The organism is Acidovorax sp. SUPP950, assembly GCF_030158935.1.
In the GTDB taxonomy this organism is placed as follows: domain Bacteria; phylum Pseudomonadota; class Gammaproteobacteria; order Burkholderiales; family Burkholderiaceae_C; genus Paracidovorax.
The window spans coordinates 61233-75010 of sequence record NZ_BQXE01000002.1 but is presented as its reverse complement, the minus strand read 5'-3'; the positions used below and the strand labels follow the sequence as shown (position 1 = coordinate 75010).

Below are 13778 nucleotides of genomic sequence, written 5' to 3'. Positions count from 1 at the left end.
CTGCGCGAATTTTGGCGGGCCCAATGCCCGCTGAAAACCCTCCCCGAATGCCCTTTCCCCCTCCAGGTCCTGTCCGCGTGAACCGATCCCTTCACCTCCTGCCGTGCGCCGCGCTGTCCGTCCTGGTGGCCGGGTGCGCCGCGCTCGGGGGGGCCGATGCCCCCTCGGTGCAGGGCGTGGCCCCGGTGCCAGCGGCCTGGAGCCAGCCGGCGCCCGCCGGTGCGACGGCAGCCGACCTGCGGTCCTGGTGGAAGGCCTTCAACGACCCTGCGCTGGATGCCCTCGTGCAGGAAGCGCTGGCCAGCAACCTCGACCTGGCGCAGGCCGCCAGCCGGCTGCGCGAGGCGCGGCTGCAATCGGGCCGCGCGGCCCTGCAGTTCCGGCCGTCGTTGGGCGCCAGCGCCCGTTCGCTGCAGGACATTTCGGCCACCGACACCTACTTTCACGCCAGCCTGGACATGGTGTGGGAGCTGGGCCTCTTCGGCGCCGGCGAAAGCACGCGCCAGGCCGGCGAAGCCGAACTGGATGCGGCCGGGGCCGATGCCCAGGGCGTTCGGGTGGCGGTCGTGGCCGATGTGGTGCGCAACTACCTCGACCTGCGCGCCGCGCGCCGCCAGGCCCAGCGGCTGGCGCAGATGGCCGTCCTGGACGAACGCAGCGCCGCCTTGGCCGAGGTGCGGCTGCGCACCCGGCTGGGACCGGCGGACGAGATCGTGCAGGCCCGCGTGCGGGCGTCGCAGGCCCGCGCAGCGCAGGCGCCCCTGGCCGAAGCCGGTGCCCGTGCCGCGCAGGCCCTGGCCGTGTTGGTGGGCCGCGCCACCCCCGATCCGGCCTGGAGCGCCGAGGTGCCCGGCAACGCCCCTTCGGCGCTGGCGCCGTTCGCCCTGGTCGAACTGCCCGCCGATCTGCTGCGCACCCGCCCCGATGTGCACGCCGCCGAGGCCGAGGTGAACAAGGCGGCCGCGGCGCTGGGGCTGGCACGCTCCGAGCTGTACCCGCGCATCGCGCTCATGGGTTCGCTGCTCTATTCGTACAACATCACCCAGCATTTCCGCACGCGCAGCGAAAACGCCCCCGCGCTCGGGCCCGTCATCGACGTTCCGCTGTTCGACTGGGGCCGCCGGCAGATGCAGGTGCAGGCCCGGCAGGAAGCGGTGAACGCCGCGCTCCTCGGCTACCGAAAGGCCGTGAACAACGGCGTGGCCGAGGTGGAGGGCGCCCTCGCGGCCCTGGGGGCACAGCAGGCCCGCGCGGACGCGCTCGCCCAGGCCCTGGGCCTGCTGCGCCAGCGGACGGCGGCCGGGCAGGCGCAGATCCGCCTCGGGCTGGCCAGCGAATACGACGGCCTGCCGCAGCGGCGCGCCGAACTGCAGGCCGCCGCGGAATGGGACACCGCGCAGGACGCCCGCGCCCTCGCCTTCGTGGCCCTTTACAAATCCCTGGGCGGCGCGCCGCTGCCGCCGGCCGAGCCCAAAGTGGGAGCGGCCGCGCCCGAGGCCACGCGCATCGCGGGGACCCCGCCATGATTCCACTGGCCCGCAAGACCCTGGTGCACGAATGGCGCCGGTTCGTGCCGGCAGTGTTCGCCGTGGGGTTCTCCGGCCTGCTGCTGATGGTGCAGGCCGCGCTGGTGCTCGGCATCTTCGGCAGCGCCGCCGTCTACGTGCGGGCCTCGACAGCCGATCTCTGGGCCGGCTACCCGGGCACGCAGAGCGTGAACTTCGGCCGCGCCATCGGCCGCGACGTGGAAAGCCGGATGCGCATGGACTCCGCCGTGACCGCCGTCGAGCCCTACCTCTGGGTCGATGGCGACTGGCGCAGCGCCCAGGCGGGCGCGGGCGGCATCTCGGTCTATGTCTCGGGCATCCGCAGCGCGCCCGACGGCATGCTGTTCGCACGCCTCATCGCCCCGTGGCAGCGCGATGCGCTGCGCGAGCCGGGTGCGGTGATCGTGGACCGGGCCGATCTGGACACGCTGGGCGTGCGGGTCGGCCAGACCGCGTGGATCAACAGCCACCCGGTGCGCGTGGCCGCGGCCGTGGACGGCCTGCGCGGCCTGGGTGGGGTGAACGTGCTGGCCTCGCTGGACACCGCGCGCGAGATCGCCGGTGCCGAAGCCGGCTCCGGCAGCACCTATGTGGTGGCACGCACCCGCAGCCCGGCGGACGCCGCGGCCGCCCAGGCCCGGCTGTCGCAGGGCGGCCCGGGCTTCGGCCCGTTCGAGGTGTGGACGGCCCGGCAGTTCTCGCGCCGGTCGCAGCTGTACTGGATGTTCGACACCGGCGCGGGCGTGGCCGTGCTGTTCATGGTGATCGTCGTGTGCCTCGTCGGCACCGTGGTCACCAGCCAGTCGCTCATGGGCGTGGTGGCCGGCACGGCGCGCGAATACGCCGTGCTCAACGCCCTGGGCGCCAGCCGCGGCGCTTTGGGCCGGCTCGTGATCGAGCAGGCCTGCTGGATCGGCGGGCTGGGCCTGCTGGTCGCCGGCGCCACCAGCGCCGCGCTGCTGGGGGTGGCCGCCGCCTATGGCGTGCCGGTCGCCATGACGCCACGGGTGGCGGCCGCCTGCGCCGTGCTGGTCGGGATCGTGGCCCTGTTCTCGGGTTTCTTCGCCATCCGTGGCCTGCTGCGGGCCGACCCGGCCCTGCTCCTGCGATGAACCACGGCACCGCTCCCGAAGCCCCCCGCCTCACGCCCAGCCTGCAGGCGGTGCAGGTGCACAAGTCCTTCGTGTCGGGCGTCGTGCGCGTGCAGGTCATCGAAGGCCTCACGCTGTCCATCTACCCGGCCGAGCTCACGCTCATCTCCGGCCCCTCCGGTTGCGGCAAGAGCACGCTGCTGTCGCTGCTGTCCGGCCTGCAGCGGGCGGACGCGGGCCATTCCATCGCCCTGGGCGAGAACCTGGGCGCGCTCAGCGTGCGCGCGCTCGAGCGCTTTCGGCTGCACCACACGGGGTTCGTGTTCCAGGGCTTCAACCTGTTTCCCGCCCTGACGGCGCTGGAACAGGTGCAGCTGCCGCTGGGCTACCTGGGCCTGAGCGACCGCGAGAGCGAAAAGCGCGCCCGCCGCGCCCTGGACGAGGTGGACCTGTCGCACCGCGCCAGCATGCGGCCCGCGCAGCTGTCCGGCGGAGAAAAGCAGCGCGTGGCCATCGCGCGGGCCATCGCCAAGGAACCGCAACTGCTGTTCGCCGACGAGCCCACCAGCGCGCTGGATGCCGACAGCGGCCAGCGTGTCATCGACATCCTTCACCGCATCGCCCATGCGCACGGCACCACGGTGCTGTGCGTGAGCCACGACCCCCGGCTGGTGCGCCATGCCGACCGGGTGCTGGGCATGGAGGACGGCGCCATCCGCAGCGACTGGCGCCAACCCGACGCGCCCCTGACCACGAACACCCCATGACCCGCCTGCCCCTTACGCCCCCGTCGCTGCTCGGCCTGATCCCGGCGCTCCTCGCCACGGCCGTGCTGCTGGTCGCCTGCAACGAAAAGCCCCTGCCCTCGGCCGTCGCGGCCGAGCCCCCGCCCCCGGCCCAGGTGGCCGTGGCGCGCGGCAAGATCGAAGTGCCGGGCGGCCTGCTCGAACTGTCGCCCGCCCAGGAAGGGCTGGTGCAGGCCGTCGCCGTGCAGGAAGGGCAGACCGTGCAGCGCGGCCAGTTGCTGCTGCGCCTGGCGGGCGATGCCGCGGGCAGCGAAGCCGCGGTCGCCCAGTCCGAGCTGCACCTGGCCCAGGCCCGCCACCAGGCACGCGCCCAGCGCCTGCCATCCCTGCGCCGCACGGCGGCGCGGCTGTCCGAGGCAGTGACCGCGGGCGCCGCCGAACCCCAGCGTGCCGACGAAGCCCTGCAGGCCGTGCGCGATGCCGAAGCCGACCTCGCCGTCTCGCAGGCCGAGGCCGAAGTGGCGCGCAGCCGCCTGGCCCAGGTGCAGGCGCAGCGCGCACGGCTGGAGCTGCATGCGCCAGAAGACGGCACCGTGGTCCGCGTGGGCACGCAGGCCGGCCAGCGTGCGCCGGCGTCCGGCGGCGCAGCGGCCATCACGCTGCTGCCGCGCCGCCCGCTCGTGGTGCGGGCCGAGCTGAACGAAAGCTACGCGGCCCAGGTGCACGTGGGCCAGCGCGCCACCGTCACCACCGATGGCGACACCGCCGCTGCGGCGATGCCGCCGGCGCATGTGGTGCGCATCAGCCCCGTGCTCGGCACCGGGCGGCTGCAGGACGACGTCCAGCGCGGCCCCGTGCGCATCGTCGAATGTGTGTTGGAGTTCGATCAGGCGCCCACCGCGCGGGTCGGACAGAACGTGAGAGTGAGCTTCCATGATTGACGCCAGAACCCACCGCATCGCCCTGGTCGATGCACGCCATGTCTCCCAGCCCGCGACCGGCTCGGGCTGGATGGTGCAATGCGACTTCGACGGCACCATCAGCACCGAAGACGTGACCGACTCGCTGCTGCAGCGCTTCGGCCGCGACGGCTGGGAGGCGCTGGAGGCCGCCTGGGAGCGCGGCGAGATCGGCTCGCGCGAATGCATGAAGGGCCAGGTGGCCCTGCTCGACATGGACCGCGCCGAGCTGGACGCGCACCTGGCCACCATCGCGGTGGACCCGCACTTCGGCGCCTTCGTGCGCGCAGCCCGCGAGCGGGGCATGCCGGTGCAGGTGGTGAGCGACGGCATCGACTACGCCATCCATGCCGTGCTGGAACGCCATGGCATGGGCGACCTGCCGGTGATCGCCAACCGGCTGGTGCAGACCGGCCCGCGCAGCTGGCAGCTGCAGTCGCCCTGGGCCAGCGCCGCCTGCGCGCGCGCCAGCGGCAACTGCAAATGCGAGCGCCTGGCCGAGCAGCGCGAGCGGCATGGCCGCGTGCTGTACGTGGGCGACAGCACCTCGGACTTCTGCGTGTCCGGCCGAGCCGACTTCGTGCTGGCCAAGTACAAGCTCATCCAGCACTGCGTGGACCACGGCATCGCCCATGCGGCATTCACCGATTTCTCGCAGGCGCTCGCCCTGCTGCCGCAACCCGTGGCAATGGAACTGGCGGCATGAACGCCGCCGTGATGTCCCGCGAAACCGCCCTTCCCCTGGGCGACGCGGCGGCCCGCCCCGGCGATGCCGGCACGCAGCACGAGTACCTGTTGCGCGGGCACGGCCCGAACGCCGGCACCGGCGTGCTGCTGATCCACGGGCTGACGGGCACGCCCAACGAAATGCGCCTGCTGGCCAAGGGCCTGCACCGCGCCGGCTTCACCGTGCTGGCCGTGCAGCTGGCCGGCCACTGCGGCACGCAGGACGATCTGGTGGCCACGCGCTGGCAGGACTGGCACGCCAGCGTGCAGCGCGGCGCCGACCGGCTGGCGATGGTGACCGGCGGCCGGCTCGTGGCGTGCGGCCTCTCGATGGGCGCCGTGCTGGCGCTGGCGCTGGCCGCCGATCGCCCGGCCCAGGTGGCCGGCGTGGTGGCGCTGTCGCCCACCTTCCGCTACGACGGCTGGAGCATGCCAGCGTACACGCGGCTGTCGTTTTTGCTGCCGCTGTTTCGCATGCTCGGCATCGGGCGCCGCCGCGTCTTCATGGAGCAGCCGCCCTACGGCATCAAGGACGCGGCGCTGCGCGAGCGCGTGGTGGCGCAGATGCAATCGGGCGACAGCTCGGCGGCCGGCCTGCCGGGCAACCCGTGGTGGTCGGTGATCGAGATGCGTGCGCTGGCGGCCCACGTGCGCCGGCGCCTGGACGCCGTGCGCTCGCCCTGCCTCGTGCTGCATGCGCGCCACGACGACATCGCCTCGGCCGCCAACGCCCAGGCCATCGTGCAGGGCGTGCGGTACGCGCCGGTGGAACTGGTGCTGCTGGACGACAGCTACCACATGATCACCATCGACCGGGAGCGCCGCGCCGTCGTGGCGCGCACCGTCGCGTTCGCGGAGCACGTCGCCCGCGGGGGCACGCCGTGAACCCGGCCGGTGCCGAGGGCGGCATCACGCCGCTGGTGGCAGCGCTCTGGGCGCTGAACCTGCTGGTGGACACGGGCGGGCAGCTGGCGTTCAAGGCGGCGGCCACGGCCGACCCGCGCGCCGGCAGCGGCCTGGCCCGCTGGGCCTTCATGGCGCGCCGGCCGTGGCTGTGGATCGGCGTGGGCTGCTACGTCGCCGAGTTTCTGGTGTGGCTGGCGTTCCTCTCGCTCGTGCCGCTGTCCGACGGCGTGCTGCTGGGCTCCATCAACATCGTGGCCGTCATGGTGGCCGGCCGGTTCCTGTTCCGCGAGAAGCTGTCGCGCATGCGCGTGGCCGGCATCCTCCTGGTGTCGGCCGGCGTGGCCGTCGTGGGGCTGCACGGATGAAGCGCTTCTATGCCCTCGGGTTCCTCGCGCTGGTGGCGTTCGACACACTGGCGCAGATCAGCTTCAAGCTCGCGGGCGAGCACGCGCTGCCGCTGGAGCTGTCCGCCGACTGGCTGGTGCGGGTCTTCGGGCACCCGTGGATCTACGGGGCCTTCATCGGCTACCTGGGCGCGTTCTTCACCTGGATGACGCTGCTGGAGCACGCCCCGATCGGCCCGGCGTTCGCCGCTTCGCACCTGGAAGTCGTCTCGGTGCTGGCCATCTCGGCCGTGTGGTTCAACGAGTCCATCGGCTGGCCGCAGTTGGCGGGCGCGGTGCTCATCCTGGGCGGCATCGCCTGCCTGGCGCGCAGCGAGGCCGATGCCGATGCCGAGCCCGGGTCCGGGCACGCCCCATCGCACCATGGCGCGTGAAGCCCCGCCCACCGCGAGCCTGCCGCTGCGGATGGCCGACCTGCTGCCCGGTGGCGATGCCGACCTGGGCGGCGCGCTCGCGCGCTTCCTGGGCGTGCCTGCCGTGCAGGTGGAGTGCTCCGGCACCGCCGCGCTGGTGGTCGCCCTCACGGCACTGCGCACGCTGGCGCCCGATCGCGACGAAGTCGTGGTGCCGGCCTATACCTGCCCGCTGGTGGCCATGGCGGTGGCGCACTGCGGCCTGAAGCTGCGGCTGTGCGACCTCGGCCCCGGCACGCTCGACCTGGACCTGGCGGAGCTCGATCCGCTGTGCGGCCACCGCACGCTGGCGGTGCTGCCCACGCACCTGGCCGGCCGCGTGGTGGACACGGCCAACGTGCGCAGCCTGGCGCGGGCCGCGGGCGCCTGGGTCATCGAGGACGCGGCGCAGGCCCTGGGTGCGCGCGTGGCCGGCGCGAGCGTAGGGGCCGGCAGCGACCTCGCTTTCTTCAGCCTGGCGGTGGGCAAGGGACTGACCCTTTTCGAAGGCGGCGCGCTCATCGCGGCCGACCCGCAGCTGCGCACCGCATGCCTGCACGCCAGCCGCAGCACCGTGCCGCGCCGCATCTTCTGGGAACTGCGCCGCAGCGCCGAACTGCTGGCCTACGCCGCGCTCTACCGCCCGGCCACGCTGCCGATGGCCTACGGCGCGCCGCTGCGCCGGGCGCTCGCCCGGGGCGACCGCGTGGGCGCCGCAGGGGACGATTTCTCGCCGCGCATTCCGCTGCACCGCGTGGGCCGCTGGCGGCAGGCGGTGGGCGTGCGGGCGCTCGCGCGGCTGCCCGACTGGCTGGCCGCGGCGCAGGCGCGCGCCGCACCGCGGGTCGCACGGCTGCGCGGCATCGCCGGGCTGCAGGTGCTGGAGGACAGCGTGGCCGCCGGCGGTGCGCAGGGCACCTGGCCCACCCTGCTGGTGCTGCTGCCCCACGCCGCGGCCCGCGAGGCCGCGCTAAAGTCCCTGTGGGGTGCCGGCCTGGGCGTGGGCGTGCCTTTCGTGCACGTGCTGCCCGACTACGGGCGCTACGCCCACCTCGTTTCGGCGGAAGACCGCGCGGCAGGGCTGCCCCAGGCCCGGCGATTCGCCACGCAGGTGCTGTCCATCAGCAACAGCCCCTGGCTGGACGACGCGGGCTTCGAGCGGGTCTGCGCCACGCTGGCGCAGGCGGTGCGGACTCAGCCCCGCGCGCCGTTCAATCCGCCGCCATCGCCAGCTGCCCCAGCAGCACCCGATTGAACGCCGCCTGCTGCGCCTGCCACTGCGGCAGCGCCGCGTCGGCCTGGGCCGTGTCCTGCCCGTCGCCCGCGCTGAGCCACCGCTTCCACGCCGTGCGGTAGCGGTGCACGGACACCTCGCCCGTCACGTCGCTGCCCACGAGCTGCCCGCGCAGCGCGGAGATCAGGGCGGCGCCGTGGTGCGCGCCCAGGACGCCCTGGTCCCAGTTGGTGCGCACGACCGAGGGCGAGAACGCGTCCTTGTCGATGCTGAGGTAGGAGGGCTGGCGGTGGGCCGAGAGCACGCGGTACAGCGTGGCGGCGAGCGCGTCGGCATCGGGCAGGCTGCGAAACCGCGCCTGCAGGCCCAGCCAGCGCGCCCAGCGCGTATCCACCCCCACGCTCCAGTAGGTGAGCCGGCCGGCCCGCAACGGCGCGAGGTAGTTCTCCCAAGCGTGGCGCAGGCCGATGTCGCCCGAGGTGATGCCGACCACGTGCACGTGCGACACCTGCGGCAGCATCGCCACGCGGCGCACCCACGAGCCGCAGTGCACGCCGAACGGAAAGCGCATGTTGTCCGGGTGGTTGTCCAGCACCACCACGCGCAGGGGCCGCGCGGCGGTGTGCCCGCGCGCGGCGATGCAGCGGGCGATCAGCGGCCAGCTCAGGTGGTGGAAATCGCCACTGCCCATGAAGACCGGGCCGTGGCGGTCGAAGGCCGGCAGCCGGGCGTCGAGCAGGCCGCCGAAGGCCCGGATGCGGGCCAGGCCGCAGCCGAACCGCAGCGCCTCGTGCCAGTCCTGCGCCAGATCGATGCGCCGCTCGTCCGGCAGCGCCCCGACGGCGCCGTCGAGGTCGAGCACGACCGGTGGCCAGTCGGCCGGCCTCATGCGGCCTCCGCGCGGTCGCGCCACTGCCGGTCGCTCTCGAAGCGCCCGGCGAACCGCCGCGCCAGGGCGCGCAGCACGGGCTGGCGCACGTACACCGCGTGGCGCGTGAAGGTGAAGCGCGCGCCCAGGCTGCGCTTGACCTCCGGGTCCGTCCAGCCGGCGACATAGTGCGTGAGGCCGTGCGCCAGCGCGTATTCGAGGTTTTCCATCCAGCTCACGAAGTACAGGTTGGCCTCGCGCGCGGCCGGGTAGGCCAGCCCGATGTACTTGTCCACCAGGCGGCCGCCATGCACGTAGCACAGGTTCCAGCCCAGCAGCTCGCCCGTGGCGGCGTGGCGGTATTCGAAGGCGATGCCGCCGCTGGACGCATCGCGCAGCACGGCGGCGAAGAAACCGCGCGTGAGCCGGTCGAAGTGCACCTCGCTCTGCGCGTACACGGCATCGTACAGCGCGTAGTAGGCATCCACCACGGCGTCATCGGCAAAGGCCTCGCCCGTGGCGATGTGGCGCACCGCCAGCCCCGCGCGGCTGCGCAGCTTGCGGCGCAGGTTCTGGCGCCGGCTGGCGGACAGGCGGCCCAGGTAGTCGGCGATGCTCGCGAAGTCGATGGGCACATAGGCCAGCGCCTGCCCTTCGACCAGCACGAAGCCCTGGCGCTCGCAGGCGTGCGCCAGGGCGGCCGCGTAGGCGTTGTCGGCTTCGGACAGCAGGGGCGACTGTTGCGGCAGGTCCTTGATGATGGCCAGCGCGAAGCGCCGCCCCGGCCCCGCGCGCACGGCCTGCGCCAGGGCCTCGGGCGCGGTGCCATCCGCGGGCAGCGGCGCGTATTCGGTCACCGTGGTGCCCACAAACCCCGTGGCCACCCGCAGCCAGCGGGACCAGCGCGCGAACAGCGGCAGCGCCCGCACCCGGGCCTTGAGGGCATCGTCCGCCGTGGTGAGCAGGTCCAGCGGCGCCGCGAAGGCCGGCGCCGGCAGGCCCTGCAGCACCGTGAAGCCTTGCGGCGGGTGCGCCGCGAAGTGCCCGGCCAGCGCCTGCGGCTCGAGCGCGTTGCGCCAGGGCATCAGCTGCGCTTGGCGCGCGTCAGGAGCTGCTCCAGCAGCACCAGGGCCTCGTCGATCTCGGGGCGCGTGATCATGAGCGACGGCGCCAGCGTGATGACGTTCTTGTAGTAGCCGCCCACGTCCAGCACCAGGCCGCGCTTCTGGCCTTGGTATTCGAGATTGCCTTCCAGGCCGATGTCCACCATCTTGTCCAGCAGCGCGCGGTTGGGCGTGAAGCCGTCCTCGGTGCAGATCTCGGCCCGCAGCGCCAGCCCCAGGCCGTCCACGTCGCCGATCTCCTTGTGGCGCTTTTGCAGGTCCTTGAGTCCTTCCAGGAAGTAGGCGCCGCTGTCGCGCACCTGGGCGCCGAAGTCCATCTCGTGCGTCATCTTCATCACCTCCAGGCCGAGCGCCGTGCCCAGCGGGTTGGAGGCGAAGGTGGAGTGCGTCGAGCCCGGCGGGAAGATCGTGGGGTTGATCAGTTCCTCGCGCGCCCACAGGCCGGACAGCGCGTTCAGGCCGTTGGTCAGCGCCTTGGCGAACACCAGCACGTCGGGCTTCACGCCGAAGTTCTCGACCGACCACAGCGTGCCGGTGCGCCAGAAACCCATCTGGATCTCGTCCACCACCAGCAGCACGCCATGCTCGTCCAGCACCTTCTTGAGGCCCTTGAAGAAATTGGCCGGGGGCACCACGTAGCCGCCCGTGCCCTGGATGGGCTCGACGTAGAAGGCCGCGTATTCGCACTGGCGCGTCTTGGGGTCCCACACGGCGTGGTATTCGTTCTCGAACTTGCGCGCGAACTCCTGCACCAGCGATTCGGAGTATTCCTCGGCCGTCATGCCCTTGGGGCGGCGGAAGGGATAGGGAAACGGCAGGAACTGCGCGCGGTCGCCGAAGTGGCCGAAGCGGCGGCGGTAGCGGTAGCTGGAGGTGATGCTGGAGGCGCCCAGCGTGCGGCCGTGGTAGCCCCCCTCGAAGGCGAACATCAGGCTCTTGCCGCCGCTGGCGTTGCGCACCACCTTGAGCGAATCCTCGATGGCCTGCGCGCCGCCCACGTTGAAGTGCACGCGGCCCGCGTTGCCCCACTTGGCTTCGGCGTCCTGGGCGATGAACTTCGCCAGCTCGATCTTCGTGGGGTGCAGGTACTGGCTGGCCACCTGCGGCAAGGTCTGCAGCTGGCGGATCATGACCTCTTCCAGCCGCTTGTTCTTGTAGCCGAAGTTCACGGCCGAGTACCACATCTGCAGGTCGAGGTAGGGCGTTCCCTCGGCGTCGTACATGTAGCTGCCGTCGCAGCCGTCGAAGATCTTGGGCGGGTTGACGTAGTGAACGGTGTCGCCGAAGGAGCAGTACTTGGCTTCGTCCGCGAGGAGCTGGGCAGCGTCGATGGTCATGAAAGAAAGACTCCGGAAAAAAGATTTCGGCGAAGTCTGCGCAGCCAACCTTGATCGACTATCGAGCTTTTGTGCGCACTTTGTGCAGACGGCAGGAAAACGCCGCCACGCTCAGGCCGTGCCGCCCGGCGGCAGCGCCGCCTCGGCGTGCCGCAGGTCCACGTTCGCCTGCAGGAAATCCAGCACGGCGCGCGTGCGCGGGGGCAGCCGGTCGGGACGGCCGATGTAGACGGCGTGGATGGGCTCCAGGTCGCCGGCATTGAACGCCTCCAGCACCGGCACCAGGCGCCCGCTCGCCACATCGTCCCAGGCGTGGTAGAGCGACAGCCGGGCCAGCCCCGCGCCCTCCAGTGCCAGTCGGCGCATCACGTCGCCGTCGTTGACGCGGATCGCATGGCCGATGTCCACGGCCACGCGCTGGCCGTCCACCATGAAGGGCCAGTGCGGAATGGCGCGCGGGTAGTTCCAGCCCAGGCGCACGTGCCGATGCAGGTCGTCAGGATGGCGGGGCTCGCCGTGGCGCGCGAGGTACTGCGGCGCGGCCACGACGATCTGGCGCGTGTGGCCCAGCAGGCGCGCCACCATGTCCGAGGCGGGCAGCGCGCCCCAGCGGATCGCGATGTCGATGCCCGCGTCCGCCAGGTCCACCACGTGGTCGGTGAAGTACAGGTCCAGGCTGAGACCGGGGTGCAGCGCCCGCAGGCGCGGCACCAGCGGCAGCAGCAGCACGGCGCCCGTGGACGTGCTGGCGCCGATGCGCACCGTGCCCCGCGGCGCGCTGCGGGCCGCCACGTCGGCCTCCAGATCGTTGAGGTCGGCCAGCAGGCGCTTGGCCCCCTGGTACAGCTGCGTGCCCTCCGGCGTGAGCAGCACGCGCCGCGTGCTGCGCTGGAGCAATTGCACGCCCAGCCGCGCTTCCAGCCGCGACATCGCCTTGCTGATGGCCGAGGGCGACACGCCCAGTTGCCGCGCCGCGGCGGACAGGCTGCCGCGCTCGGCCACCAGCACCAGCACCTCCAGTTCGCCGGACCGGTGGGTTTCGGCCGTGGTGCTGTCGGGCTGGGGCTGGGGCTGGGGCTGGGATCGAGGCATCGGAGGCACTGGACGATGGGGTTCGGGAGGTGGGAAAAAGAAAAGCCGAGAGGCCGCCGATTTGTGCCCGTGAGGCACAAAGGCCTTTCCATTATTCCCGCTACACAAAAGCCCTTGGGGCCGTCACATTCCAGGCATCGACCCATCTTCGTCCCTGCGGACGCTTTTTTCCATGCCTCTCTCCCTCCTCGCCCTGGCGGCCGGTGCCTTCGGCATCGGCACCACGGAATTCATCATCATGGGCTTGCTCACGCAGGTGAGCCAAGACCTGCACATCTCCATTCCCACCGCCGGCACGCTGATCTCGGGCTACGCCATCGGCGTGGCCGTGGGCGCGCCGGTGCTGACGCTGCTCACGCGGCAGTGGCCGCGCAAGCGCCTGCTGCTGGCCCTGATGCTGATCTTCATCGCCGGCAACGCGGCGGCCGTGGTGGCCCCCGGCTATGGCTGGCTGCTGGCGGCACGCGTGCTGACGGCGCTCACGCACGGCACCTTCTTCGGCGTCGGAGCGGTGGTCGCCACCGGGCTGGTGCCGCAGGAGAAGAAAGCCTCGGCCATCGCGCTCATGTTCTCGGGACTCACCCTGGCCACCCTGCTGGGCGTGCCGGCGGGCGCCTGGATCGGCCAGCACTTCGGCTGGCGCATGGCCTTCGCCGCCGTGGCGGTCGTGGGGGTGGCGGCCCTCGCGATCCTGGCGGCCTTCGTGCCGCGCGATGCGGGCCGGCCGGCCGCCACGCCCCTGCGGCAGGAGCTGGCCGTGCTCGCCCGCGCCCAGGTGTGGCTGGGCCTGGGCATCACGGTGTTCGGCTTCGCCGGCGTGTTCGCGCTCTACACCTATGTGGAGCCGCTGCTCACCCAGGTGACGCACATGGACGGCGCGTGGGTGGCCCTCACGCTGCTGCTGTTCGGCGCGGGCCTGGCGGCCGGCAACCTGCTGGGCGGCAAGCTGGCCGACCGGGGCGTGATGCGGGCGCTGGCGATGTCCATCGGCGCCCTGATGCTGGTGCTGGTGGCCGGCCGCTGGGCGTTCGGCCATGCCGGCCTCGCCATGGCCTACGTGGTGGTGCTGGGCACCGCCGCCTTCGCCACCGTGGCGCCCATGCAGATGCGCGTGCTGCAGCAGGCGGGGCCCGAAGGCGCCACGCTGGCCTCCAGCCTCAACATCTCGGCCTTCAACCTGGGCAACGCCATCGGCGCGTGGCTGGGCGGGCTGGCGATCGCCCAGGGCCTGGGCCTGCTCTCGGTGACCTGGGTGGCCGCCGCCCTCGCGGCGCTGGGGCTGGCGCTGGTGGGCGCGAGCACCCGCCGCGACGGACGCGCCGCGTCGAGGGACGCCCCGGCCCGCGCCTGAG

The 13778-nt window shown here is 72.6% G+C and carries 14 protein-coding genes; 10 read left to right on the top strand and 4 right to left on the bottom strand.

From position 1 onward, the window contains the following. The first annotated feature begins 77 nt into the window (after positions 1 to 77). The 9 genes from AVME950_RS09605 (at position 78) to AVME950_RS09565 (ending at position 8026) form a co-directional block, all read left to right on the top strand. Complete coding sequence (locus tag AVME950_RS09605; RefSeq protein ID WP_284429650.1) at positions 78 to 1526, top strand: efflux transporter outer membrane subunit; 1449 nt, start codon at positions 78 to 80, stop codon at positions 1524 to 1526. Next, on the top strand, positions 1523 to 2659 hold the full coding sequence (locus AVME950_RS09600) for an ABC transporter permease (protein WP_284429649.1): 1137 nt from the start codon (positions 1523 to 1525) through the stop codon (positions 2657 to 2659). Before AVME950_RS09605 ends, AVME950_RS09600 begins: the two co-directional genes overlap by 4 nt. Continuing rightward, complete coding sequence (locus AVME950_RS09595; protein WP_272565281.1) at positions 2656 to 3405, top strand: ABC transporter ATP-binding protein; 750 nt, start codon at positions 2656 to 2658, stop codon at positions 3403 to 3405. Before AVME950_RS09600 ends, AVME950_RS09595 begins: the two co-directional genes overlap by 4 nt. Further along, positions 3402 to 4325, top strand: a complete 924-nt coding sequence (locus AVME950_RS09590) for an HlyD family secretion protein (protein WP_284429648.1) — start codon at positions 3402 to 3404, stop codon at positions 4323 to 4325. The genes AVME950_RS09595 and AVME950_RS09590 overlap by 4 nt, the downstream gene beginning before the upstream one ends. A gap of 70 nt (positions 4326 to 4395) precedes the next feature. Next, positions 4396 to 5049 carry an MtnX-like HAD-IB family phosphatase gene (locus AVME950_RS09585; protein ID WP_284430228.1) on the top strand — a complete coding sequence of 218 codons (654 nt, stop codon included), beginning with the start codon at positions 4396 to 4398 and terminating at the stop codon, positions 5047 to 5049. 11 nt (positions 5050 to 5060) lie between these two features. Next, complete coding sequence (locus tag AVME950_RS09580; protein WP_284430227.1) at positions 5061 to 5954, top strand: alpha/beta hydrolase; 894 nt, start codon at positions 5061 to 5063, stop codon at positions 5952 to 5954. After that, complete coding sequence (locus AVME950_RS09575; protein WP_284429647.1) at positions 5951 to 6340, top strand: DMT family transporter; 390 nt, start codon at positions 5951 to 5953, stop codon at positions 6338 to 6340. The genes AVME950_RS09580 and AVME950_RS09575 overlap by 4 nt, the downstream gene beginning before the upstream one ends. Then, entirely contained in the window at positions 6337 to 6753 is a 417-nt protein-coding gene (locus AVME950_RS09570) for a DMT family transporter (RefSeq protein WP_284429646.1), read from the top strand. The genes AVME950_RS09575 and AVME950_RS09570 overlap by 4 nt, the downstream gene beginning before the upstream one ends. Then, a complete protein-coding gene (locus AVME950_RS09565; protein WP_284429645.1) occupies positions 6743 to 8026 on the top strand; it encodes a DegT/DnrJ/EryC1/StrS family aminotransferase in 1284 nt (427 codons plus the stop codon). The genes AVME950_RS09570 and AVME950_RS09565 overlap by 11 nt, the downstream gene beginning before the upstream one ends. Here the strand turns inward: AVME950_RS09565 and AVME950_RS09560 are convergent. The 4 genes from AVME950_RS09560 to AVME950_RS09545 all read right to left on the bottom strand — a co-directional run bounded on the left by AVME950_RS09560 (position 7983) and on the right by AVME950_RS09545 (position 12426). Further along, positions 7983 to 8894 carry an arginase family protein gene (locus AVME950_RS09560; protein WP_284429644.1) on the bottom strand — a complete coding sequence of 304 codons (912 nt, stop codon included), beginning with the start codon at positions 8892 to 8894 and terminating at the stop codon, positions 7983 to 7985. The genes AVME950_RS09565 and AVME950_RS09560 overlap by 44 nt on opposite strands. Then, on the bottom strand, positions 8891 to 9958 hold the full coding sequence (locus AVME950_RS09555; RefSeq protein ID WP_284429643.1) for a GNAT family N-acetyltransferase: 1068 nt from the start codon (positions 9956 to 9958) through the stop codon (positions 8891 to 8893). The genes AVME950_RS09560 and AVME950_RS09555 overlap by 4 nt, the downstream gene beginning before the upstream one ends. Continuing rightward, entirely contained in the window at positions 9958 to 11334 is a 1377-nt protein-coding gene (locus AVME950_RS09550) for an aspartate aminotransferase family protein (protein ID WP_284429642.1), read from the bottom strand. Before AVME950_RS09550 ends, AVME950_RS09555 begins: the two co-directional genes overlap by 1 nt. Positions 11335 to 11445: 111 nt before the next feature. Next, positions 11446 to 12426, bottom strand: coding sequence for a LysR family transcriptional regulator (locus AVME950_RS09545; RefSeq protein ID WP_284429641.1), 981 nt, complete (start codon positions 12424 to 12426; stop codon positions 11446 to 11448). A gap of 172 nt (positions 12427 to 12598) precedes the next feature. Here AVME950_RS09545 and AVME950_RS09540 point away from each other — a divergent pair, with 172 nt between their 5' ends. After that, on the top strand, positions 12599 to 13777 hold the full coding sequence (locus AVME950_RS09540) for an MFS transporter (protein ID WP_284429640.1): 1179 nt from the start codon (positions 12599 to 12601) through the stop codon (positions 13775 to 13777). The last annotated feature ends 1 nt before the right edge of the window (position 13778 follow it).

Excerpts from the sequence above, each read along its gene's own strand:
- AVME950_RS09600 (WP_284429649.1), top strand. The coding sequence starts at position 1,523 with ATGATTCCACTGGCCCGCAAGACCCTGGTGCACGAATGGCGCCGGTTC.
- AVME950_RS09595 (WP_272565281.1), top strand. The coding sequence starts at position 2,656 with ATGAACCACGGCACCGCTCCCGAAGCCCCCCGCCTCACGCCCAGCCTG.
- AVME950_RS09590 (WP_284429648.1), top strand. The coding sequence starts at position 3,402 with ATGACCCGCCTGCCCCTTACGCCCCCGTCGCTGCTCGGCCTGATCCCG.
- AVME950_RS09585 (WP_284430228.1), top strand. The coding sequence starts at position 4,396 with ATGGTGCAATGCGACTTCGACGGCACCATCAGCACCGAAGACGTGACC.
- AVME950_RS09580 (WP_284430227.1), top strand. The coding sequence starts at position 5,061 with ATGTCCCGCGAAACCGCCCTTCCCCTGGGCGACGCGGCGGCCCGCCCC.
- AVME950_RS09570 (WP_284429646.1), top strand. The coding sequence starts at position 6,337 with ATGAAGCGCTTCTATGCCCTCGGGTTCCTCGCGCTGGTGGCGTTCGAC.
- AVME950_RS09565 (WP_284429645.1), top strand. The coding sequence starts at position 6,743 with ATGGCGCGTGAAGCCCCGCCCACCGCGAGCCTGCCGCTGCGGATGGCC.
- AVME950_RS09560 (WP_284429644.1), bottom strand. The coding sequence starts at position 8,894 with ATGAGGCCGGCCGACTGGCCACCGGTCGTGCTCGACCTCGACGGCGCC.
- AVME950_RS09555 (WP_284429643.1), bottom strand. The coding sequence starts at position 9,958 with ATGCCCTGGCGCAACGCGCTCGAGCCGCAGGCGCTGGCCGGGCACTTC.
- AVME950_RS09550 (WP_284429642.1), bottom strand. The coding sequence starts at position 11,334 with ATGACCATCGACGCTGCCCAGCTCCTCGCGGACGAAGCCAAGTACTGC.
- AVME950_RS09545 (WP_284429641.1), bottom strand. The coding sequence starts at position 12,426 with ATGCCTCGATCCCAGCCCCAGCCCCAGCCCCAGCCCGACAGCACCACG.
- AVME950_RS09540 (WP_284429640.1), top strand. The coding sequence starts at position 12,599 with ATGCCTCTCTCCCTCCTCGCCCTGGCGGCCGGTGCCTTCGGCATCGGC.